The organism is Flavobacterium sp. CAU 1735 (genome assembly GCF_039888695.1).
Lineage (GTDB): Bacteria > Bacteroidota > Bacteroidia > Flavobacteriales > Flavobacteriaceae > Flavobacterium.
Window position 1 is genome coordinate 702354 of sequence record NZ_JBDQQQ010000001.1, and the last position, 22661, is coordinate 725014.

Consider the following 22661-nt stretch of genomic DNA (forward strand, 5'->3'; position numbering starts at 1 on the left):
AAGAAAGAAACTCATCAAAAACACAATAATGAAAAAGAACTATTTTAAAACATTAATTTTCACGATAGTGATGTTGGCTACCTTAGGAACGTATGCGCAACAAACCATCTGTGTCGGCGCTATAAAGAATTATAGTGTAAATACCCCGGGTACGGGACCTGCGGGATCAACTTATGCCTGGTCGGTAACACCTGCTGCATTTGCCGGAACCATTACCGGAACACCCAATGTAAATGCGAATGCGATCACGATTAACTGGGGAACAACCCCTGCGGGAGTTTATACGCTACAGGTTATTGAAACCAATGCTTCCGGATGTCCCGGAACACCTGTAAATCTTACCATCACGATAGAAGCGGCACCAGCCAACCCGGTTGTGACCTTAGGTCAGCCAACCTGTACAGTGGCAACAGGAACCATTACGGTAACGCCACCAGCCACAGGAACCGGATATACGTATAGTATTGATGGTGTAAACTACCAGACATCAAATGTTTTCAATGGCGTTACGACAGGATCGTATAACGTAACTATTAAAAGTGCGGCAGGTTGTATTTCAGGAAGCACACCAGCTGTGATCAATGCGCAGCCGGCAGTACCATCGGCACCGGTCGCTTCGGTAACACAACAACCAACATGTACAGTGCCTACAGGAACGATAACCGTTACCGGACCAACAGGAACCGGTTATGAATATAGTGTTGACGGAACAAACTACCAGACTGGAATGCAGTTTACAGGACTTACGGCTGGAGCTACTTACAATGTTACGGTAAAAGTACCGGGTGGTTGTATTTCGGCGGCAACACCATTAACGATCGATGCACAACCGGTAGCGCCGGTAACACCTACCGTGGTGGTAACGCAACCTACTTGTTCGCAACCGATGGCTACGATCGAAGTAACTGCACCACTGGGAACCGGATTGACGTATAGCATCGATGGTGTGAATTACCAGACAAGCCCGATTTTTAATAACGTGGGACAAGGTTCGTATCCGGTAACGGTACAAAACGCCGGCGGATGTTTTTCACCGGTACAAAACGAAACCGTAAACCCGCAACCATCGGCACCAACCACATCAGCAATCATTTTCAATTAGTAAACCGATAGCGATCGGCAGATTGGAGAAAAACAACAGAATGAATCAAAAAAGAAGTCATATAATAACACGCGCTGTGAATCCGAAACTAAGAAAACTTGTTCTGAATACCTGTAGTAGTATCCTGTTTGGGATGGGGATTACGGGTTATGCCCAACAGGTCATTTGTCAGGGGACGAGTTCTTCGGTCTATAAGGTCGACGCTACCGAAAACAGCGGATTGGGAACACCGGGTTCGGTATATAGCTGGACCATTCCGAATCCGAACTTTTCCGGAGCAATAAGTTTTGCCAATCCGGCGGGTACAAACGAAATTAAAGTAAACTGGGGAAGCTCACCGGCCGGAACCTATACCATACAGGTTCAGGAAAAAGACGCGACGACAGGTTGTTTGGGACCGATGCAACAACTAACCGTGTTGCTAAAAAACGCCCCGCAACCCCATTTGGAGAATCAGGCGACTTGTGTGAATCCGGTAACCGGAAATCTGATCGCTCCGGTCGTTTTAAATCCGGGTATTCCGGCAGCTGGACATACGTTTGTGTGGACGTCAAACAACGGAACATTGCCTAATACAACACCAACCCTTTCGGTAACGCAACCGGGGACTTATACCGTAACCGTAACCGATACCGCCAGCGGTTGTCAGGGGACGACTTCGGCAACGATTAGTGTTTCATCGGCGGCAGTCGTACAGGCTATCGTAAAAGAAGCCTTCGATCTGGATCAGATCATTGTGGTTTCGGCGCAGGGATCCGGTGATTACGAATACCAGTTAAACGACGGTCCGTTTCAGGATAGTCCGGTTTTTCAGGTAAGTACTGCCGGGTATTATACCGTTCGGGTACGTGATAAAAAAGGATGTGGCGACAGTCCACTACGTGTATTGGTGTTGAATTATCCGCGTTACTTTACGCCAAACGGGGATTCGTACCATGATTACTGGAATATAAAAGATTTACCAAATCCGGAAAAGGCGAATATTACCATTTTTGATCGCTATGGAAAGTTGATCAAACAAATTTCGCCCAAAGAAAGAGGATGGGACGGGACCTATAATGGTTATCCATTACCTTCGACCGATTATTGGTTCGTATTGCATTATTATGACGAGGGTGTGCAAAAAGAATTTAAGGCGCATTTTAGTATGAAACGATAGTTTTTATTTTTGAGAGGAATAATTATGATCCTGTTGGATAACCGTTATGGTCAATCTGACAGGATTTCCTTTTTTTTAATACAAAACAATCAAAATATAAGAATATATGACGATAAAGAGTATGAAAAATGCGATGAAAAGAAATTTCAGGTGTTAATTAATATATTGGTAACATACTCATTTTCAAATTATGTAACATCTTTATATCTTTGAAGTCTCAAAAAAACAAAAATAAATTTATGAAACAAAAACTACATTGCCTATCATTAAAGTACGCCATGTTCCTAGTGGTATGCTTTATGGGGCTAAACACATGGGGACAGGTGAGTATTACTGCTTTGCCTTACACCAAATCGGACAATTTTGACACGTACAATCCAACAAGTGCAACAACTGCGACGAATACGCTTCCGACAGGTTGGTCTTTATCAGGTCCTGCATCTTATAACGGAAGAGGTACGGGTTCCGCAAATGGAGGAGGATTTTATGCTTACGGTGTAGCAACCCCAACAGCAAATTATAGTTTGGGCGCTTTACCATCGGGTAGTAATACATATACGTATACCTTGAGTTTTGTAAATAATTCAGGGTCTGCTATTACTTCATTAAAACTTTCCTGGGATTATCAGCAATGGCGTTACGGTGGTGCCAATACTTCCGGATGGGATGTTACCGGAACCGGAGCATTAGCGACTAATACGACTTTAAATGGAAAAGATTTTTCAGGGGTGGCAACCGGAACAAATGGTAGCGTTGCAACAACACCAGTAGCGGAATTCACCTTAACCGGACTGAATATCGCTGCCGGAGCATCCTTTGGAATTACTTGGGTATCGACGAATCTTGCAGGAACCGATAACGGAGTGTCGATCGATAACTTTAATATGACAGCTACAGGTGCACCACCAGTAGCACCGGTAGTTACGGGCGCTACTTTTAACGGAACGGTAGGAACGGCTTTTAGTCAGACTATTTCGGCTACAGGTAATCCAACAAGCTATGCGTTGGTAACGGGAACTTTACCAGCGGGATTGACATTAAATACCACAACAGGAGCCATTACCGGAACACCAACTGCGGTTTCTACGGCTTCGGTAACGGTAAAAGCAACCAATAATGTAGGGGATAGTGACCCGGCAACCATCAATTTTAATATTGTAAAAGGAAATCAAACGATAACATTTGCGAATGTTAACAAGCAATATGGTGACGCGGATTTTGCCTTAACGGGAACAACCAGTTCCGGATTGACGGTTACCTATACTAGCAGTAATCCGGCAGTAGCAACGATTACAGGGAATACCGTAACAATCATAGGAGCTGGAACAACCAATATTACCGCTTCTCAGGTTGGAGATGCGAATTATAATGCCGCTACTGATGTAGTGCGTACTTTAACCGTATCAAAAAGAAATGCAACTGTTACAGGAGTAACGGCAAACAATAAAGTAGCCGATGGAACTACTGCGGCAACCTTATCGGGAACACCAACACTAACAGGAGTATTGGCAGCCGATGTAGCCAACGTAATCGTAGGTGGAACACCGGTGGCAACATTTGCTTCATCAACGATAGGAAACGGAATTGCTGTAACGGTAACCGGATATACCATTTCCGGATCGGCAGCAGCCAACTATAACGTAGTGCAGCCAACTGGACTTACGGCTAATATTACAGCAATTGCTGAGCCGGTAGCAACAGCAGCAACAGCAGTAAATGCTAACGATTTTACAGCACATTGGAATGCGGTTCCACAGGCTACAGCCTACCTTTTGGATGTGAGTGAGTACGCTTCATTCTCAACTTCGGCAACTGCTAATGTTTTAGAATCATTCGAATCAGGATTAAATACAACAGGTTACGGATCCGGAACAGTAACTCTTGGAACTGGTAGCTGGAATGTAACAGCAGTGATCCGAGCGTCTGTGTCTAATGCCGTGGACGGATACGGAGCACAGTTACGAGCTAGTGATGGTAAAATGACATCACCAAGTTTTTCAAAAGTAACATCGGTAACATTCTCTGCAAAAAGAGGATCAGGAGCCAGTACTTTAAAAGTAAGTAAAATTGTAAATGGAGTAACTACTTTATTGGAATCATTCCCGTTGGATAACGTATTTGATGAATATGTTGTAAACGTTAACGAAACTGCAAGCGATGTGAAAATCGTATTTGAAAACGGAAGTGGAGTTGGTTATATCGATGAGGTAACGATTAATTATACTGCAGTAGCACCTTCGTTTGTAACTGGATATGAGGATAGAAATGTGGGTAATGTTACTTCTTATGTGGTGACCGGATTAAACCCGAATACAACCTACCACTATAGAGTTCGTGCAAAAAATGCATCGACAACATCGGCGAATTCCAACGTAATTGATGTGACTACAACTGTGACAACTGCAACCTGGAATGGAACGGCATGGTCGAATGTTACCGGACCAACTGCAACAATCGAAGCCGTTATTGCCGGAGCGTATAACACCAATGCAAACGGTGTGTTTACCGCTAAAAAACTAACGTTAAACTCAGGATCGTTCCGTTTGGTATCTGGAACAAATATTACTATTGTAAACGATGTGGTAAACAACATGACAGCTGCTGATTTCGTAATCGAAAACAACGCCAACCTAATCCAAACAAATGCAGTAGCAAATACTGGTGCCGTAACCGTACACCGAAATTCTGCACCAATCGTAAGACTTGATCATACATTATGGTCCGCACCGGTTGAAGCACAAAACCTTTTCGGTTTCTCACCAAACACCTTAACAAACCGTTTCTATACTTATCAGACAACGACTAATACCTATGTGAATACAGGTTTAACCGCTACTTCTACATTTGTACCGGGTAAAGGATTTGCAGTACGAGCGCCAAACAACTATCAGACATCTCCGGCTGCGGCTTGGGAAGGAGTTTTTGTTGGAAAACCAAATAACGGAAACGTTACATTCACATTAGAAACAACCGGAACAGGATACAACCTTGTAGGAAATCCTTACCCATCGGTTATCGACGGAACGACTTTCTTAAATAATAACGTAACGATCGACGGAACGTTATATTTCTATGCACATACATTAACGATGAACGCTCAGGGGCAATTCCCGGCGGGAACCAACTATGCTACATGGACACCGGGATCGGGAGGAGTTGCGGCTACTTTGGGAACTTCAGGAGTTCCGGCCAATGTACCAAACGGTAAAATTCAGGTAGGACAAGGATTCCTTGTAAAATCCTTACCGGCTGGCGGAAATGTAAGTTTTGCAAATACAATGCGTACGGCAGATAACAACAATCAATTCTTTAGAGGTGTAGCTGGTAGTACTACCGCAACTCCGGAAGAAATCGAAAGACACCGTATCTGGTTAAATCTGACTAACGATTCCGGAACGGCTTTTAACCAAATCTTAGTGGCGTATGCACAAGGCGCTACAGCAGGAGTGGATAGAGGATACGACGGATTGGCTTTCGGAAACACAGGAAGCAGCTTGTCTTCGAAAATTGAAGCAGCCGATTATACCATTCAGGGACGTGCGTTGCCTTTTAACGATAACGACGTGGTTGCATTAGGATTTAAAGCGGCTACTGCTGGTAACTACACGATCACCTTGTCTTCATTCGACGGATTGTTCTCTGGAAACCAGGATGTTTATTTAAAAGATAATGCAAACAATGGAACAGTACACAACCTGAAAAACGGAGCGTATACGTTTGCATCGGCAGAAGGGACTTTCGATAACCGTTTTGAGATAGTGTACAAAACTACATTGGGAACGATCGATGCTACATTGGATGCGAATGCAGTGGTAGTATACAAACAAAACGCAACATTACATATCGAAACTAAAAATACTTCAATTAAAGAGGTAGCTATTTTCGATATCAACGGACGTCTGGTATATCAAAAAGCAAAAGTAAACAACAATACATTGGTGATCACAGATCTTTCTGTAGCACAACAAGTGTTATTGGTTCAGGTTACGGCTGATGATAATAAAACGACAACAGTTAAAGTAATTTATTAAATAAAATACAAATCGGGTAGGATAAAGAGTTTGTTCTACCCGGTTTAATCCCATATATTATGAAGAAGATAGGAGTATACAGCTACATTTTTATTTTTACATTATTGGCTAATGTTGTAGCATTTGCAGAGGAGGATCCTGGAGATTTTGGAGATCCTGGAGATGATAATCCATTGGATGTTCCGGGAACACCGATTAATGGGTATTTGTTATGGATGGCATTTATCGCGATAGCTTTTGCGTTCTTTGTGATCAATAAAAGAAGAGCAGCGCTTCGTAACTAAAAATAGAAAGCCCGGTTTAACCGGGCTTTTTTTATGCGTTATTTGTTTTTCTGTATTGTTTTCGGATCAGGAAGAAAGCTAGTGTGATGGCCACAATAATCAATAGTAATGTGTACTGATCGATAGGGACTTTAGTTGGATCTGGATCCTCATCGCCCGGTGGGTCATTGGGCGATAATGCTTCCGCGAATAACGAAATATAAGAAAATAGCAAAAAGATAATCATCCATTTTTTCTGTAGCAGTGCGTTCATAAAACTTAATTAGGGAGCATAAAAATAGAAAAAATACCGACAATATGTTAAAATCTACTATTAAATTAAGTGTCTTGTAAAATAAAAAAGCGTAAACTTTTGGTTTACGCTTTTTTGCTCTGTATGATAGTCTTTTTTAGTTTAATTCTGAGGTAAAATGAAGTTTTACGGTAGGATATTTACTCTGTGTCATCTGAATTGAAAAATCAGAATCGGCCAGGAATACCAGTTGCCCGTATTTGTCTTTTGCCAGGAATTTTTGTTTGATTCGTTTAAACTCCGCAAATTCTTCGTTTTTAGTGTCTTCCGGACGTACCCAACAGGCTTTAAATGCCGGGAAGTTTTCATACGAACATTTAGCGCCATATTCGTGCTCCAGTCGGTATTGGATTACTTCATACTGAAGTGCTCCTACGGTTCCGATCACTTTACGGTTGTTCATTTCCAGTGTAAACAACTGTGCTACACCTTCGTCCATAAGTTGATCAATCCCTTTTTCAAGCTGTTTGGCTTTCATAGGATCGGCATTATTGATATATCGGAAATGCTCCGGCGAGAAGCTCGGAATTCCTTTAAAGTTCATTAATTCTCCTTCGGTTAGGGTATCGCCGATTTTAAAGTTTCCGGTATCGTGTAATCCTACAATATCACCCGGATACGAAATGTCGACAATCTCTTTCTTTTCCGCAAAAAAGGCATTTGGACTTGAGAATTTCAGGTTTTTACCCAAACGCACGTGTAAATACGGTTTGTTTCGTTCGAATACACCCGATACGATTTTGATAAATGCCAGTCGGTCGCGGTGTTTCGGGTCCATATTGGCGTGAATTTTAAACACAAATCCGGAAAATTTGTTCTCGTCCGGTTTTACATTACGCGTATCCGAATCTTTTGGTCTTGGCGATGGCGCAATCTCGATAAAACAATCCAACATTTCACGAACCCCGAAATTGTTTAAAGCCGAACCGAAAAATACCGGTTGCAGGTTTCCTTCAAGATAGGCATCGCGATCAAACGGCGGATATACTTCGTCGATAAGCTCCAGCTCCTCTCGTAATTTGTTGGCCGGTTTTTCGCCAATTATTTTTTCCAGTTCCGGACTATTGATATCCGAAAAAGCGATGGTTTCTTCTATATTTTTACGGCTGTCACCTTCAAAAAGATTGATGTTCTTTTCCCAGATATTGTAAATTCCTTTGAAATCGTATCCCATACCGATAGGGAAACTAAGCGGTGTTACTTTTAAACCCAGCTTTTTTTCCACTTCGTCCATCAGGTCAAAAGCGTCCTTACCTTCACGGTCTAATTTATTGATAAAAACGATCATCGGGATATTACGCATACGGCATACTTCCACGAGTTTTTCGGTTTGTTCCTCAACCCCTTTGGCGACGTCCACAACCACGATCACACTATCAACTGCAGTTAAAGTACGAAAGGTATCTTCTGCGAAATCTTTGTGACCTGGCGTGTCCAGGATATTGATTTTTTTGTCTTTATAATTGAATGCCAAAACGGAAGTCGCAACCGAGATTCCTCTCTGACGCTCAATTTCCATAAAATCCGAAGTTGCTCCTTTTTTGATTTTATTGCTTTTTACGGCACCCGCTTCCTGGATAGCACCACCAAATAGTAACAGTTTTTCCGTTAATGTGGTTTTTCCGGCATCCGGGTGGGAGATAATACCAAAGGTTCTTCTGCGTTGAATTTCTTTTTGAAAGCTCATTTTTAACAAAAATTAAGGACTGCAAAAGTAGCTATAATTTATGAGAACTTTTTAATCGGTTTAAAAATAAGAAGCTTACCGTGCCGACGGGCGCGATAATTTTTTGTTAATAGTAAAACGCATAGTTGTATAATGTAATTGAATTGTTATTTTTGTTGATTGCTAATCAACTAGTATAAGGGCAATCACAAAAGCGGTTGTCGATTTTTTTCGAGACTATAAATTATTTAAAATATTTTGAAAGAATGGGGTTAAAACATGTTCTGTTAGGTCTTTGTGTAGCAGCGACTGCTATGTCGTATGCACAGGATAAAACGAAAAAAGTACTTTTCAATATTGACAATCATCCTTATTATACCGACGAATTTAGTCGGGTATACAAGAAAAACCTGGATCTGGTAAAAGACGAATCGCAAAAAAACCTGGATCAGTACCTGGATTTGTTTTTGGGTTATAAACTGAAAATTCAGAAAGCGAACAAACTGGGATTGCAAAAAGAGGCCAATTATTTAGCCGAGTTAAAATCGTATCGTACTCAGTTGTCGCGAAATTACATGACCGATACGAAAGTAACCAAAGAGCTTGTTGATGAAGCCTATCAACGTTCCCTAAAAGAAATCAAAGCTTCTCATATATTGATTACGGTCGATGAAAATGCTTCGCCGGCCGATACGCTAAAAGCATATCACCAGGCTATGGATATCCGCAAAAAAGCAGTGGCAGGTGAAAATTTTGACGATTTGGCCGCTCGTTTTTCGCAGGATCCGTCTGCAAAAGATAACAAAGGTGATTTAGGTTATTTTTCGGTTTTCAGAATGGTATATCCATTTGAAACGGCAGCCTATAAAACCAAAAAAGGAGAAGTGTCCCTACCGGTTCGCACTCGATTCGGTTATCACCTGATTAAAGTAAACGATATCCGCGATAACAGAGGACAGGTTTCCGTAGCACATATTATGCTGATGAAAGCCGAGAATCCGGTTGAAGGAGAATCGGTTAAAAACAATATCGAAGACATCTATAAAAAAATCAAACAGGGCGAAAACTTCGAAAGTCTGGCGCAACAATTTTCTCAGGATCGTTCTTCTGCCGGAAAAGGCGGACATTTACAGCGTTTCGGATCGGGAGAGTTGAGTTCTGAAAAATTTGAAGACGTTGCTTTTTCACTTAAAAATGCAGGCGATATCTCCGAACCATTCCAAAGTCAGTTCGGATGGCATATTATCAAACTGATCGAAAAATACCCGGTGCGCAGTTTTGCCGATGTACAAACGGAAATGGAATCCAGAGTGCGTAAAGACGATCGTTCCAAACTGATCGATGCGTCGTTAAACGAAAAACTGGCCAAAAAATACAGCGTAGAGAAAAATCCAAAACTATATGCAAAAGCAGCCAAATTGGTAACCGACAAATTCTATGAAGAAGCATGGGAAGTACCGGCTTCCACTCCGGAATTGGAAGGTAGTCTTTTGGTGATCAATAAAGATAAAAAAGTAAGTGCGCTTGACTTTTTAGATTTTGTCAATACACAACAAAAAACAAAATGGGGTATCCGCCCGATCGGGAAAGTAGTTGACCAATTGTATGGTAAATTTATCAACAACCAGTTAATGAGCTATTACAACGACAATCTGGAAAAAGAAAATCCGGAATTTGCCAACGTAATGGACGAATACCGCGACGGATTGCTATTGTTTGATTTGATGGAAAAAGAAATCTGGAACAAAGCAAAAACCGATACCTTAGGATTAAGAGCATTCTACGAGAAAAACATTGCCAATTACCAATGGCATCCGCGAGTAGAGGCCAATGTGTTCTCTTCGACACAACAGGATGCCATCCAGCAAACCTTAAAATTCCTGAAAAAGAAAAAATCAATCGATTTTATAAAAGAGCAACTTAATAAAGACAATAAAGTGTCTATTATGGTAAAAACCGGCGTTTTTGAAGAAGGAAGCGAGGCTTTACCTAAATATTCAAAACTTAATGTAGGTGTTTCGGATGTGATCAAAGACGGAAATTACTATTTCGTAATCGACGTGCTTAAAAAAATGCCAAAAGGACCTAAGACATTTGAGGAAACCAAAGGAAAAGTAATTAACGATTACCAGCAATACCTGGAAAGCAAATGGGGGGACGAACTGAAAAAAGAGTTTACCATCAATATTGATAAAGGTGTGTTTAGCGAGGTAAAACAGGAATTGCAGCAATAAATAGATGAATAAAGCCGCCGTACTATTTTTAATAGTGTTTTCGGTTTGGTCCTGCGACTATATCCGACCGAAGCAAAAGCCAAAAGCAATTGCGAGGGTAAACGATTCCTATCTGTATGCAGACGAAATCAAAGGATTGGTTCCTGCGGGAACTTCCAAAGCGGATAGCCTGATGATTGTTAAAAATTATATCGACAGATGGGCAACGCGAACACTATTGATGGCCGCTGCGGAAGTGAATCTTAGTGATAAGGACAAAGCTTCTTTTGACGAACTGATCAAGCAATATACAACCGACCTGTATGCGGGAGCCTATATTGAACAGGTCGTAAAACAGGCTATTGATACGACGATAACAAAAGACGAATTGTTACGTTATTATCAGGCAAACAAAGAGAATTTCAAGACAACAGGAACATTAGTCCGATTAAAATATATCAATCTGACCAAAGATAATCCTAAATTTGCAGTCATCAGAAGTCGGTTCAATTCCTCCCGGAAAGAAGATAAACAAGCCTTGGAAGGGATGACCATACAGTTTAAGAGTTATGCTTTTAACGACACCGTTTGGGTCGATATGAATCAGGTGTATCGTAACCTGCCGTTTGTAAACCCGGAAAATCGGAATCGTTATATAACCGACGGGATTGCCTATGAATATCAGGACAGTCTTTCGGCCTATCTGGTAAAAGTGAATAAGGTTTTAGATCGGAATCAAACGGCGCCGTTCGAATATATAAGCCCAACAATAAAACAAATATTATTAAATAACAGAAAACTAGAATACATTAAGAAATTTGAAAAAGAGATCACTAATGATGCCATTAAAAATAAGAAATATGAAGTTTATAAATAAAAAGGCGGCTTTGATTTTCGGGTTGTCTCTGGCGTTCTTCGGAACAGCTCAGGCACAGCAAACCCCGAAAAAGAAGATTGACGGAGTGGTAGCCGTAGTTGGGGAATATGTTGTATTGGATTCGGATATCGACAAAACATTTGTCGAGTTACAGGCACAAGGGATTGACATTAAAAATATCACGCGTTGCGAAATGTTCGGGAAACTCCTGGAAGATAAATTATACGCGCATCAGGCTGTTCAGGATAGTATTGTAGTGACCGATCAGGAGGTACACGACTTTATGAACTCGCAGTTAGACCAGATGGTAGAGCAGGTAGGATCGATTGATAAAGTAGTGAAGTTCTACAACAAAAAGAATCTGGAAGAATTTAAAACGTACTTTTTTGACATCGTAAAGATGAACAAACTAACGTCGCAGATGCAACGTAAGGTTGTGGATGAAGTAGAGATCACACCGGAAGAGGTTCGTACGTTCTTTAAAGGAATTCCAAAAGAAGAATTGCCGGTTTTCGGAGCCGAAATGGAAGTAGCACAGATTGTTGTGAATCCTAAAATTTCAGACGCTGAAAAACAAAGAGTGATGAATCAGTTACGGGAAATTAAAAAAGACGTATTGGATAACGGAGCCAGTTTTTATAGTAAAGCGGTATTGTTTTCGGATGATAAAGCATCGGTTCCAACCGGAGGTTTCTATAAAATTACCCGAAAAACGCCTTTCGTAAAAGAATTTAAAGATGTAGCCTTTACGTTGGCTGAAGGAGAAATCTCCGAACCGTTTGAAACAACCTACGGTTACCATATTATCTATTTGGAGAAAATCCGTGGTCAGGAACTGGATTTAAGACATATTTTGATCATCCCGAAAGTATCGGATGAGGCGATGAAAGAAGCGAAGGAAAAAATTGAAAAAATCCGTCAGCGAATTGTAAGTGGTGAGATTTCGTTTGCCGATGCGGCGCGAGCTTCATCCGATGAAAAAGAAACCCGTAACAGCGGTGGACTTTTAGTGAATCCAAGAACATTGGAAACCCGTTTCGAATTGACTAAAATGGATCCGGCACTTTACAGCCAGGTATCCGATTTAAAAGATGGAGCGGTGTCGTTGCCATTGGTTGATGCGGATGATAAAGGAACCAAACATTATAAATTAATGACGGTTACGAATCGTTATGATGAGCATACTGCCGATTATGCTAAAGATTATCTGAAAATTAAAGAATTGGCTTTAAAGGAAAAACAAATTAAAGCCATTGCAAAATGGACGGAAGAGAAAATTAAAGAAACCTATATTAAAATCAACGGAGATTACAGAGACTGTAAATTCACAAATAACTGGTTGAAAAAATAATTTTTAAAAAATAATTAAAAGAGTTAGTTTTATGAATTTAAAGCTAACTCTTTTTTAATTTAATATATACGGATAAAATATTATGTCAGACGTTGCAGCAATTCAAAACCTGGTTCAGAAACAAAAAGCCTTAAAAGAAGAAATCGCTAAAATTATCGTGGGTCAGGAAGAAGTGGTGAACCAGATTGTATTGAGCATTTTTGCCGGAGGACATGCCTTGTTGGTAGGTGTTCCGGGATTGGCCAAAACATTAATGGTAAACACCATTTCACAGGCTTTGGGATTGGATTTTAAACGAATTCAGTTTACACCCGATTTAATGCCGTCTGATATTCTGGGAAGTGAAATTCTGGACGAATCGCGGACTTTTAAGTTTATTAAAGGACCGGTTTTTTCCAATATCATCCTGGCAGATGAGATCAACCGTACACCGCCAAAAACCCAGGCGGCGCTTTTGGAAGCGATGCAGGAAAAGGCGGTAACCATTGCCGGACATCACTATAAACTGGATTTGCCGTTTTTTGTATTGGCAACCCAAAACCCGATCGAACAGGAAGGTACCTATCCGTTACCGGAAGCACAGTTGGACCGTTTTATGTTTGCGATCAAATTAAATTACCCGACTTTTGAAGAAGAGGTACAAGTGGTAAAAAGCACTACTTCGGATGTAAATGTTCAGGTGAATCCGTTGTTTACGGCTCAGGAAATTATCGATTTTCAACATTTGATCCGTCGTATTCCGGTAGCGGATAACGTGATCGAATACGCCGTTACTTTAGTCAGTAAAACACGTCCGGATAATGCTTTGGCAACCGATTATGTAAAAAATTACCTGGATTGGGGAGCCGGACCGCGAGCCTCGCAAAACCTGATTTTGGCTGCTAAAACCAACGCAGCTTTAAACGGAAAGTTTTCGCCGGATATCGAAGATGTAAAAGCAGTGGCAACCGGAATTTTACGCCACCGTATCATTAAGAATTATAAAGCGGATGCGGAAGGAATTACAGAAGAAATGATCGTTGCGAAATTATTATAATTTTTTTTGATTTTCTGCGTTTTTGTTAGAACGAACCAAAAACTGTTGTCAAATGAAAAGTGTTGTAAAAAATTTGCCGGAATATATCCTGATGGGATTGGCGGTTTTCAGTTTTGTAGAAACCCTGATCGTAAAAGGACAAATCAATTACCTGATGGTTGTGGTACTGGCCATTATGGCGGCGCAACTGGTGTTTAAAAACCGCTATTTTGGAATTTTTATCGGACTGGTTGTGGGATTGGTGTCCTTTGGACTGTTTTTGGCGGTACTAACCGATTATCGAAAATTCCCGGAAGTGACTTCTAAAGCAATCGAATTGATAACAGTGGGAAGTTTACTGTCGTTGGCCGGAGCGATACTCGCAGCGGTAATGCTTTTTAAATACTTTAATCAGGAAGATAAAATAGCAGTGCAATAAATCAGAATATGATATAAAAAAGAGCCTTTTCAAAAGTATTGAAAAGGCTCTTTTTGTTTATGGCAGCGTTCACGTTATTTTGATGCGATTTTCTTTTCCAGTTCGCGGTCGTAGAAAAACAAAAACATACTTCCCATCATATCCTGTTCCGATGCGGAAGTGTTGTTAACATTTAAAACCAGTTCATAGTCGTGATTCCCGTACAGCCATACGCCGGTTTCGGAGTGGAATGGCTGGATTTCCTTTAGTCCGATTTTGTCTTTATAGTTGGTCACCTTACAGTTAAAAACGGTTTTGCCGGTGGTCTTGTCGTAAATGCCGATCGCGGTTGCAAACGGATGTACATGCGGCGCGGAAAAATGCAGACGCGCACTATCCGCAAGCTGTAGCTGATCGGTAATGCTGCTTCGATAGGTGGCAATACCGGTCGGAATTACCCAATGACCGGACAATTTGTTTCCGTTTTTATCTTCATACGTATGATTTTTGGTTTCCACAGGGATACATTGATTGCTTCCCGGATCCAACGGGCCTTTAAAGGGATCGTACTTGTCGAAAGGCAATTGTATAAAAACGGTTTTACTCATTAACGGTTTTATCGCATTTTGGGAAGTATCGTATTTAACGGTGATCTTGTGTTTTACCTTTTTAAAAATATCCGGGATATTCTGATTCAAAGTCTGCGACGTAACAAAAAGAAAATCATTGCCGATAATCGGAACGCCGTACCCTTCCGGAAAATCAAAACGCTCCAAACCCTGTGATAGGGAAGTAAGACGCGGATATTGTTTTCCGATACGGTCGTCTAACTGCCAATGGTTGTAATATTTTACATCGTTAATGTCAACATTCATATGACAGATATAATCATTGGATAGCGGCGCATTGGTGTTGGCGTCAAAAGCCTGTACTTCAAAGCCCTTAATCCATAATAACTTTTCGGTCTGATTCAGTTGGATATAGCGGGACGCTTTCGGGCCTTCCATCGATTTGTAGATGCCGTCGATAAGGAAAGTAGGTGATAGCATTTTGTATTCCTGTATACCATTGGTTACTGCCCAATCGCTGTCCAGCAATCCGGTAAAATGTAAAACCTGTGTTTTGACAATCGCCTTATGCCGGTTAGTGAGTTGGGAGTATATAATTCCGATCACAGCTAGAATAAAGACAATCAGGATTGTAAAATATTTATATATCTTTGATTTTTTCATAAGAAAATGCAGTATAAAACAAAAATAGATAAATAAAATGAATGCGACCACAATAACAGGAACGGAACGTATTTTCGGATTGGATGTGATGCGTGCTACGGCAATCCTAATGGTTTTGGGCGGTCATTTATTATGGATTTATCCGGATTGCCCGAGAATTTTAGGACAGCTCTTTACGCTGTTTGGGTTTTGGGGCGTGGAGTTGTTTTTTGTGTTAAGCGGCTTTCTGATCGGTGGCATTTTATACCGCCTGTTTGTAACGACCGATTTTAACCGTACTACAGTTTTCTATTTTCTACAGCGAAGATGGTTTCGAACACTGCCTAACTATTATCTGATACTGCTATTGAATTGCGGCTTGGGACTCTTGTTTGGTTTCCAGATGGAGCATGCAGGTTATTATTTTCTTTTTCTGCAAAATTTTGCGACCACCATGCCGGCCTTTTTTCCGGAATCCTGGAGTTTGTCGGTTGAGGAATTTGCCTATCTGATTGGCGCGCTGGCATTTTTTGCAGCTGCTTTGGTGTTTCCGCGGAAAAATAAATCCCGTCTTTTTTTAGCGGTGGTTTTAGGTTTGATCCTGTTATTTATAGGAGCCAAAATCGGATATTATTTCCGAACGTCCAATACGACGCTGACGCAATGGAATGTGTCGTTAAAAGCAGTTGTAATTTATAGAATAGATTCTATTTTAATCGGAGTGGCCTTTAGCTGGTTGTATACGAATTACTCGGAATTCTGGTTAAAACACAAACTGAAAATGGCTGCTTTGGGTTGTGTACTGATTGTGCTAATGTTTGTAGGAGTCGGCTTTTTTCAGATTTTAATCGAAAACTATCCGTTCTTTTGGAATGTACTCTATTTGCCCATTACCTCGCTTACATTTGCGTTATTTCTGCCGTTTTTGTCCGAATGGAGAACGGCGCCATCCTGGTTTGCAAAACCCGTTACGCTGATAAGTCTGATTTCGTATTCGATCTATCTGATTCATTATAGTCTTGTTTTACAATTGCTTAAATATTGGATCGATACGATTTCTTTACCGGATTGGCAATTGCATCTTTTTACCCTGGTTTACCTTGTGATTACTTTTTTACTAAGCTATCTGTTGTATCGTTATTATGAAAAACCGATAATGGCACTCCGAAAGTAAAATACGGATCGATTATAAAATTTTTTTTCACTTTTTTTGACGGATAAAAACACGTGTTTCGACCTGTTTATGGGCTTTTTCGGATGTCCTGATTTTGGAATTTATTAGTAAATGAGTTGTTTTTTTTAGGAATCGACAATATAAAATTAAAAAATTATGAATTTATCGCTTTTCGGGGTTATTTCTTGGAATCGTTGAAAAATATTCAGTAAAATAGAATGTTTATAAATAATAATTCTTTGAATTTAAAGAAATACTAAAAATTTTCAAATCTCATTAGGATTGATTAAATTTGTACCGCTTTAAGTAAACAAACAAATAATAACATAACTCATTCATAGTATGGCTTTTGATATAGAAATGATTAAAAAAGTGTACGGAAACATGGCTGAACGTGTGGATAAAGCACGTGAACTTGTTGGTCGTCCGCTAACATTATCTGAAAAGATTTTATATGCTCACCTTTGGGAAGGAACCCCTTCTCAGGCATTTACAAGAGGTAAAGATTATGTAGATTTTGCACCGGATCGTGTTGCTTGTCAGGATGCTACGGCACAGATGGCTTTATTGCAGTTTATGCATGCCGGAAAAAACAAAGTAGCGGTTCCAACAACGGTACACTGTGATCACCTTATTCAGGCGAAAGTAGATGCTAAAACCGATTTGGCAAGAGCAAAATCACAAAGTAGCGAAGTATTCGATTTCTTATCGTCTGTTTCAAATAAATACGGTATCGGATTCTGGAAACCGGGAGCGGGAATTATTCACCAGGTAGTATTGGAAAACTATGCTTTCCCTGGAGGTATGATGATCGGAACCGATTCACATACGGTAAATGCCGGTGGATTGGGAATGTTGGCCATCGGAGTTGGTGGAGCGGATGCGGTAGATGTAATGTCCGGAATGGCTTGGGAATTAAAATTCCCGAAATTAATCGGTGTAAAATTAACCGGTAAATTATCAGGGTGGACAGCACCAAAAGACGTAATCTTAAAAGTAGCCGGTATCCTTACTGTAAAAGGTGGAACAGGAGCTATCGTGGAATATTTCGGAGAAGGAGCGACTTCAATGTCATGTACAGGTAAAGGTACTATCTGTAACATGGGAGCTGAAATCGGAGCAACAACTTCAACTTTCGGATACGACGAATCAATGGATCGTTACCTACGTTCTACTGGACGTGCGGAAGTTGCTGATGCTGCAAACGGAATCGCAAAATATTTAACGGCTGACGAAGAAGTATACGCTAACCCGGAACAATACTTCGATCAGGTAATCGAAATCAACCTTTCGGAATTGGAGCCGCACTTAAACGGACCATTTACTCCGGATTTAGCGACGCCTATCTCTAAAATGAGAGAAGAAGCCGAGAAAAACAACTGGCCTTTAAAAGTTGAAATCGGATTGATCGGTTCTTGTACGAACTCCTCTTACGAAGATATTGCCCGTGCTGCATCTTTAGCAAAACAGGTAGCCGACAAAAAATTAAAAACAAAAGCACAATTCACAATCACACCGGGATCGGAGTTGGTTCGTTATACTATCGAGCGTGACGGATTTATCGATACTTTCGATAAAATCGGAGCTACCGTATTTGCGAATGCATGTGGACCATGTATCGGTATGTGGGATAGAGAAGGTGCTGAAAAAGAAGAAAGAAATACAATCGTTCACTCGTTTAACCGTAACTTCTCGAAACGTGCCGATGGTAACCCGAACACATTAGCGTTCGTAGGATCACCGGAATTGGTAACGGCTTTGGCTATTGCAGGTGACTTAGGATTTAACCCGTTAACGGATAAGTTAATCAACGAAGACGGAGTAGAAGTAATGCTAGACGAACCAACAGGTGACGAATTACCGAAAAAAGGTTTTGATGCTGAAGATCCTGGATATCAGGCACCGGCAGAAGACGGATCTGGAGTTCAGGTGGAAGTTGCACCAACGTCAGAGCGTTTGCAATTATTAGCGCCTTTCCAACCTTGGAACGGTGAGAATATTACCGGAGCTAAATTGTTAATCAAAGCTTTCGGAAAGTGTACAACGGATCACATTTCAATGGCGGGTCCTTGGTTACGTTTCCGTGGTCACTTGGATAATATTTCAAACAATATGTTGATTGGTGCGGTGAATGCATTCAACCAAAAAACAAACAATGTAAAAAACCAATTGACAGGAGAGTACGGAGAAGTACCGGCTGTACAACGTGCTTATAAAGCGGCTGGAGTACCTTCAATCGTTGTGGGTGACCATAACTACGGTGAAGGATCTTCACGTGAGCATGCTGCAATGGAGCCTCGTCACTTAGGAGTGAAAGCGGTATTGGTAAAATCATTTGCCCGTATCCACGAAACCAACCTTAAAAAACAAGGTATGTTGGCATTAACGTTTGCTAATGAGGCAGATTACGATAAAATCCAGGAGAATGATACTATCAACTTCGTAGATTTAAAAGAATTTGCACCAGGTAAACAATTAACGTTAGAGTTTGTTCACGCCGATGGTTCAAAAGATATCATCATGGCAAACCATACATACAACGAAGGTCAGATTGGCTGGTTTGTAGCAGGTTCTGCTTTGAATTTGATCGCTGCTGGTAAAGCATAATCAAATCATAACTATAGTAAAAGGGCTGTCTGAAAAGACGGCCCTTTTTTATGCGATTTACGCAAGTCACACCTGACAGGTTTTTAAAACCTGTCAGGTGTTGGTGAGATAAAGAAATAAAAAAAACCGCTCCGATTTAATCGGGGCGGTTTTTAAAAGCTTTGCAAAGCAAACGATTAATAGTACATATAACGTCTTACTTTGGCGATATATTTTGCCAGACGAATTACCTGGTGGCTGTATCCGTATTCGTTGTCGTACCAAACATATAATACTACGTTTTTACCATCAGCAGAAACGATTGTCGCATTACTGTCGAAAATTGACGGAGCTGAAGTTCCTACGATATCGGAAGAAACCAACTCATTGTTTAGTGAATATTTGATTTGTTCAACCAATTCACCTTCTAAAGCATATTGTTTCATGATGTCGTTAACGCCATCTTTTGAAGTTTCTTTTCCTACTTCAAGATTCAATACTACTAATGAACCATTTGGAACCGGTACACGGATCGCGTTTGAAGTCAATTTACCGGCCAATGCGGGTAGTGCTTTTGCAACGGCACTTCCGGCACCTGTTTCGGTGATTACCATGTTTAAAGCAGCTGCTCTTCCACGACGGTATTTTTTGTGCATGTTGTCAACCAGATTCTGGTCATTGGTATAGGCATGGATTGTTTCCAAATGTCCTTTTACGACTCCTAAAGTGTCTTCAACAGCTTTTAAAATTGGCGTGATTGCATTTGTAGTACACGAAGCAGCCGAATAGATTTTTACTTCATCCGGGTTGTAATCTGCGTGGTTTACGCCGTATACGATGTTTGGAACACCTTTACCTGGAGCGGTAAGCAATACTTTGTCGGCTCCTTTTGAAGTAAGGTGACGGCTTAGGGCTTCTTCGGTTGTAAAAGCACCGGTATTATCAATGATCAACGCGTCGTTGATACCGTATTGTGTATAGTCGATTTCTTCCGGAGCATTAGCCGTAATAATATGTACGGTTGTTCCGTTGATGATCAATGCATTGTTTTCAGGATCTGCGGTAACCGAACCTTCGAAATCACCGTGAACCGAATCGTAACGTAATAAAGAAGCACGTTTTTCTAATAAAACAGCATCGTTTTTATCACGGGTAACAATTGCACGTAAACGCAATTGTTGTCCTTTTCCGATTTTCGACATTAATTCACGAGCCAATAAACGTCCGATACGTCCGAAACCATATAATACCACATCTTTTGGCTGGATATCTTTGGTTTCTTTTGCGTTTTTCAGTTTGTCAACCACAAAAGCGGTAGCGTCGTTATATTTGTCGTCTTCTAAATGGTATTCGTATGTTAATTTACCGATGTCAATTCGGGAAGGAGGTAAGTCCAAAGCTTCAATAGCTCTGGCGATCTCAACAGAATCAAAAATGTTGATTGGTTTTTGAACAAATTCACCGGCATATTCATGTAAGTTGATGATGTCGCTTACATTTCGGTCGATCAATTGGTTTCTGAAAAGAACCAATTCGATAGACTTGTCATACCATAGGTCGCTAATGATTTTGATAAATTCAACGCCGGCTCTTCTTCTGTCTGCCTGAAAAGCCAACTCTTTCTCGTAAACAGCACTGTTGTTGTTCATTATAGTTAAAAAGTTAGGATTGTGTTGTTAAATAAAATTGGTGCAAAAGTATTGATTTTTACTGAATTTATTTTTGCAAAATGCAACTTTTTTAAAATTAAAAACCCTGCTAAAAAGCAGGGTTTATTTTGGGAGGATTTTTATTGGGTGATCACCTGTACTAAGGCTCCTTTTCGGGTAATCAGTTCCATTCGAACCGATTGTCCTTCGCCTTTTCGGGATAGTGCCTGCGACACCGTTTCGATGTCGGTGGCCTTTGCACCGTCTACATTCAGGATGATGCTTCCTTTCAGGTCGTTTGCGTATTTTAGCAGGTTGCCACTGGTGATGTCTTTTATTTTGACACCATAATTAATGTTAAACATTTTTTTCTCCGCCGGACCAATGTCTTCCAGTTCCAGACCGTTAAAGTCATAGTTTAGTAACTCGCGTTTGGTTAGTTCTATTTTGACATCTTTACGACTACCTTCGCGGATAATTCCGGCAATCACTACATCATTCGGACGTTTGGTGTTCACATAGGATGACATATCGGCATACGAATTAATCGGTTGATTGTCGAGTTGTACGATAATATCGCCTTTTCGCAATCCGGCTTTTTCGGCTCCCGATTTTTTAGAAACAGCGGTTACATAAAAACCCTGGGTTAGTTTTACACCAAATTCTTTAGATGCTGTGCTGTTGAGTTCGGCACCTTCTACACCCAATACGCCGCGTTGTACATTGCCATATTCCATTAAGTCCTCAACAATTTTTCGGGTGATGTTAGACGGAACGGCAAAAGAATAGCCAACATACGATCCGGTTACGGATGAAATCATGGTGTTAATTCCGATTAGTTCGCCACGGGTGTTTACCAGGGCGCCACCACTGTTACCCGGATTAACGGCAGCATCGGTTTGAATAAAAGATTGAATGCCATTATTGGCCAAATTACGGGCTTTTGCCGACACGATACCGGCGGTAACAGTCGATGTCAGGTTATACGGATTACCCACGGCCAAAACCCATTCGCCTACCTTAATATTATCGGAGTTTCCGAAAGTAGCATACGGTAGTTTTTCATCGGCATCTACTTTTAACAAGGCAATGTCCATCTTGCTATCGGTTCCAACCAGTCGGGCTTTATAGGTCTTATTGTTGTTTAAGGTTACTTCCAGATCGGTTGCATTCTGGATTACGTGATTGTTGGTTACGATATAACCGTCCTGAGTAATGATAACACCCGAACCGGTTCCAATCTGAGTCTGTTGCTGGTCACCGCGGTAACCGTAGAAAAACTCCATTAAAGGATTCGTCGGGATTTTAGATACAGAAACATTTTTCACGTGTACAACCGAATGTACGGCACTTTCGGCAGCTGCGGTAAAATCTAAATTTTCGGCAGCGCCAAGGCTAACATTTCGGGTATAGTTGGGCGCGATAGAAAGTTGGGAATCAGCAGGAGCAGATGGGTCAAAAAAGAGTTTGTAAGCTCCTAAGGTTGTAGCTCCACTTAACAGGGAGACTAAGAATAAACTTGATAATCGTTTCATATTCGCTGGCATATTTAATTATTTAACAGTAAAATTATAAACTTCAACAACTCAAAAAAAGGGTTTAACTCCCGTTTAACAATCTTTAACGTGTCATT

At 40.8% G+C, this 22661-nt stretch carries 16 protein-coding genes; 11 read left to right on the top strand and 5 right to left on the bottom strand.

All coding sequences use genetic code 11. The features are described from left to right. Positions 1-28 precede the first annotated feature (28 nt). The 4 genes from AAFN64_RS03310 (at position 29) to AAFN64_RS03325 (ending at position 6576) form a co-directional block, all read left to right on the top strand. The gene (locus AAFN64_RS03310; RefSeq protein WP_347759273.1) at positions 29-1102 is read left to right on the top strand and encodes a hypothetical protein; all 1074 of its coding nucleotides are present in this window, start codon (positions 29-31) and stop codon (positions 1100-1102) included. A 40-nt stretch (positions 1103-1142) separates the two neighbouring features. Further along, entirely contained in the window at positions 1143-2261 is a 1119-nt protein-coding gene (locus tag AAFN64_RS03315) for a T9SS type B sorting domain-containing protein (RefSeq protein ID WP_347759274.1), read from the top strand. A gap of 239 nt (positions 2262-2500) precedes the next feature. Beyond that, a complete protein-coding gene (locus AAFN64_RS03320; RefSeq protein WP_347759275.1) occupies positions 2501-6292 on the top strand; it encodes a YDG domain-containing protein in 3792 nt (1263 codons plus the stop codon). Positions 6293-6351: 59 nt separating this feature from the next. Next, positions 6352-6576: a hypothetical protein gene (locus tag AAFN64_RS03325; protein WP_300485894.1), complete on the top strand. Its 225-nt coding sequence runs from the start codon at positions 6352-6354 to the stop codon at positions 6574-6576. Between the two features lie 31 nt (positions 6577-6607). Here AAFN64_RS03325 and AAFN64_RS03330 read toward each other — a convergent pair whose 3' ends face one another. Then, on the bottom strand, positions 6608-6829 hold the full coding sequence (locus AAFN64_RS03330) for a hypothetical protein (protein ID WP_300485892.1): 222 nt from the start codon (positions 6827-6829) through the stop codon (positions 6608-6610). Positions 6830-6965: 136 nt separating this feature from the next. Continuing rightward, positions 6966-8555, bottom strand: a complete 1590-nt coding sequence (locus tag AAFN64_RS03335; RefSeq protein WP_347759276.1) for a peptide chain release factor 3 — start codon at positions 8553-8555, stop codon at positions 6966-6968. A gap of 245 nt (positions 8556-8800) precedes the next feature. Here AAFN64_RS03335 and AAFN64_RS03340 point away from each other — a divergent pair, with 245 nt between their 5' ends. The 5 genes from AAFN64_RS03340 to AAFN64_RS03360 all read left to right on the top strand — a co-directional run bounded on the left by AAFN64_RS03340 (position 8801) and on the right by AAFN64_RS03360 (position 14429). Further along, positions 8801-10768, top strand: a complete 1968-nt coding sequence (locus AAFN64_RS03340) for a peptidylprolyl isomerase (RefSeq protein WP_347759277.1) — start codon at positions 8801-8803, stop codon at positions 10766-10768. A gap of 4 nt (positions 10769-10772) precedes the next feature. Further along, on the top strand, positions 10773-11624 hold the full coding sequence (locus AAFN64_RS03345; RefSeq protein ID WP_300485888.1) for a hypothetical protein: 852 nt from the start codon (positions 10773-10775) through the stop codon (positions 11622-11624). Further along, positions 11608-12975: a peptidylprolyl isomerase gene (locus AAFN64_RS03350; RefSeq protein ID WP_300485886.1), complete on the top strand. Its 1368-nt coding sequence runs from the start codon at positions 11608-11610 to the stop codon at positions 12973-12975. Before AAFN64_RS03345 ends, AAFN64_RS03350 begins: the two co-directional genes overlap by 17 nt. An 82-nt stretch (positions 12976-13057) precedes the next feature. Next, positions 13058-14011, top strand: coding sequence for a MoxR family ATPase (locus AAFN64_RS03355; protein WP_300485884.1), 954 nt, complete (start codon positions 13058-13060; stop codon positions 14009-14011). Between the two features lie 52 nt (positions 14012-14063). Further along, complete coding sequence (locus AAFN64_RS03360; RefSeq protein ID WP_347759278.1) at positions 14064-14429, top strand: hypothetical protein; 366 nt, start codon at positions 14064-14066, stop codon at positions 14427-14429. Positions 14430-14503: 74 nt separating this feature from the next. On the opposite strand, the gene AAFN64_RS03365 is transcribed toward AAFN64_RS03360, so the two are convergent. Further along, positions 14504-15640 (bottom strand): hypothetical protein, encoded by a 1137-nt coding sequence (locus tag AAFN64_RS03365; protein ID WP_347759279.1) that lies wholly within the window; start codon positions 15638-15640, stop codon positions 14504-14506. Between the two features lie 37 nt (positions 15641-15677). On the opposite strand from AAFN64_RS03365, the gene AAFN64_RS03370 reads away from it, so the two are divergent. Both AAFN64_RS03370 and AAFN64_RS03375 read left to right on the top strand, forming a co-directional pair. Continuing rightward, positions 15678-16793 (top strand): acyltransferase, encoded by a 1116-nt coding sequence (locus AAFN64_RS03370; RefSeq protein ID WP_347759280.1) that lies wholly within the window; start codon positions 15678-15680, stop codon positions 16791-16793. Between the two features lie 342 nt (positions 16794-17135). Continuing rightward, positions 17136-19400, top strand: a complete 2265-nt coding sequence (locus AAFN64_RS03375) for an aconitate hydratase (RefSeq protein ID WP_300485876.1) — start codon at positions 17136-17138, stop codon at positions 19398-19400. 176 nt (positions 19401-19576) lie between these two features. On the opposite strand, the gene AAFN64_RS03380 is transcribed toward AAFN64_RS03375, so the two are convergent. Both AAFN64_RS03380 and AAFN64_RS03385 read right to left on the bottom strand, forming a co-directional pair. Beyond that, on the bottom strand, positions 19577-21028 hold the full coding sequence (locus AAFN64_RS03380; protein ID WP_300485874.1) for a glyceraldehyde-3-phosphate dehydrogenase: 1452 nt from the start codon (positions 21026-21028) through the stop codon (positions 19577-19579). Positions 21029-21168: 140 nt separating this feature from the next. Continuing rightward, positions 21169-22563: a trypsin-like peptidase domain-containing protein gene (locus AAFN64_RS03385; protein ID WP_300485872.1), complete on the bottom strand. Its 1395-nt coding sequence runs from the start codon at positions 22561-22563 to the stop codon at positions 21169-21171. Positions 22564-22661: the final 98 nt, after the last annotated feature.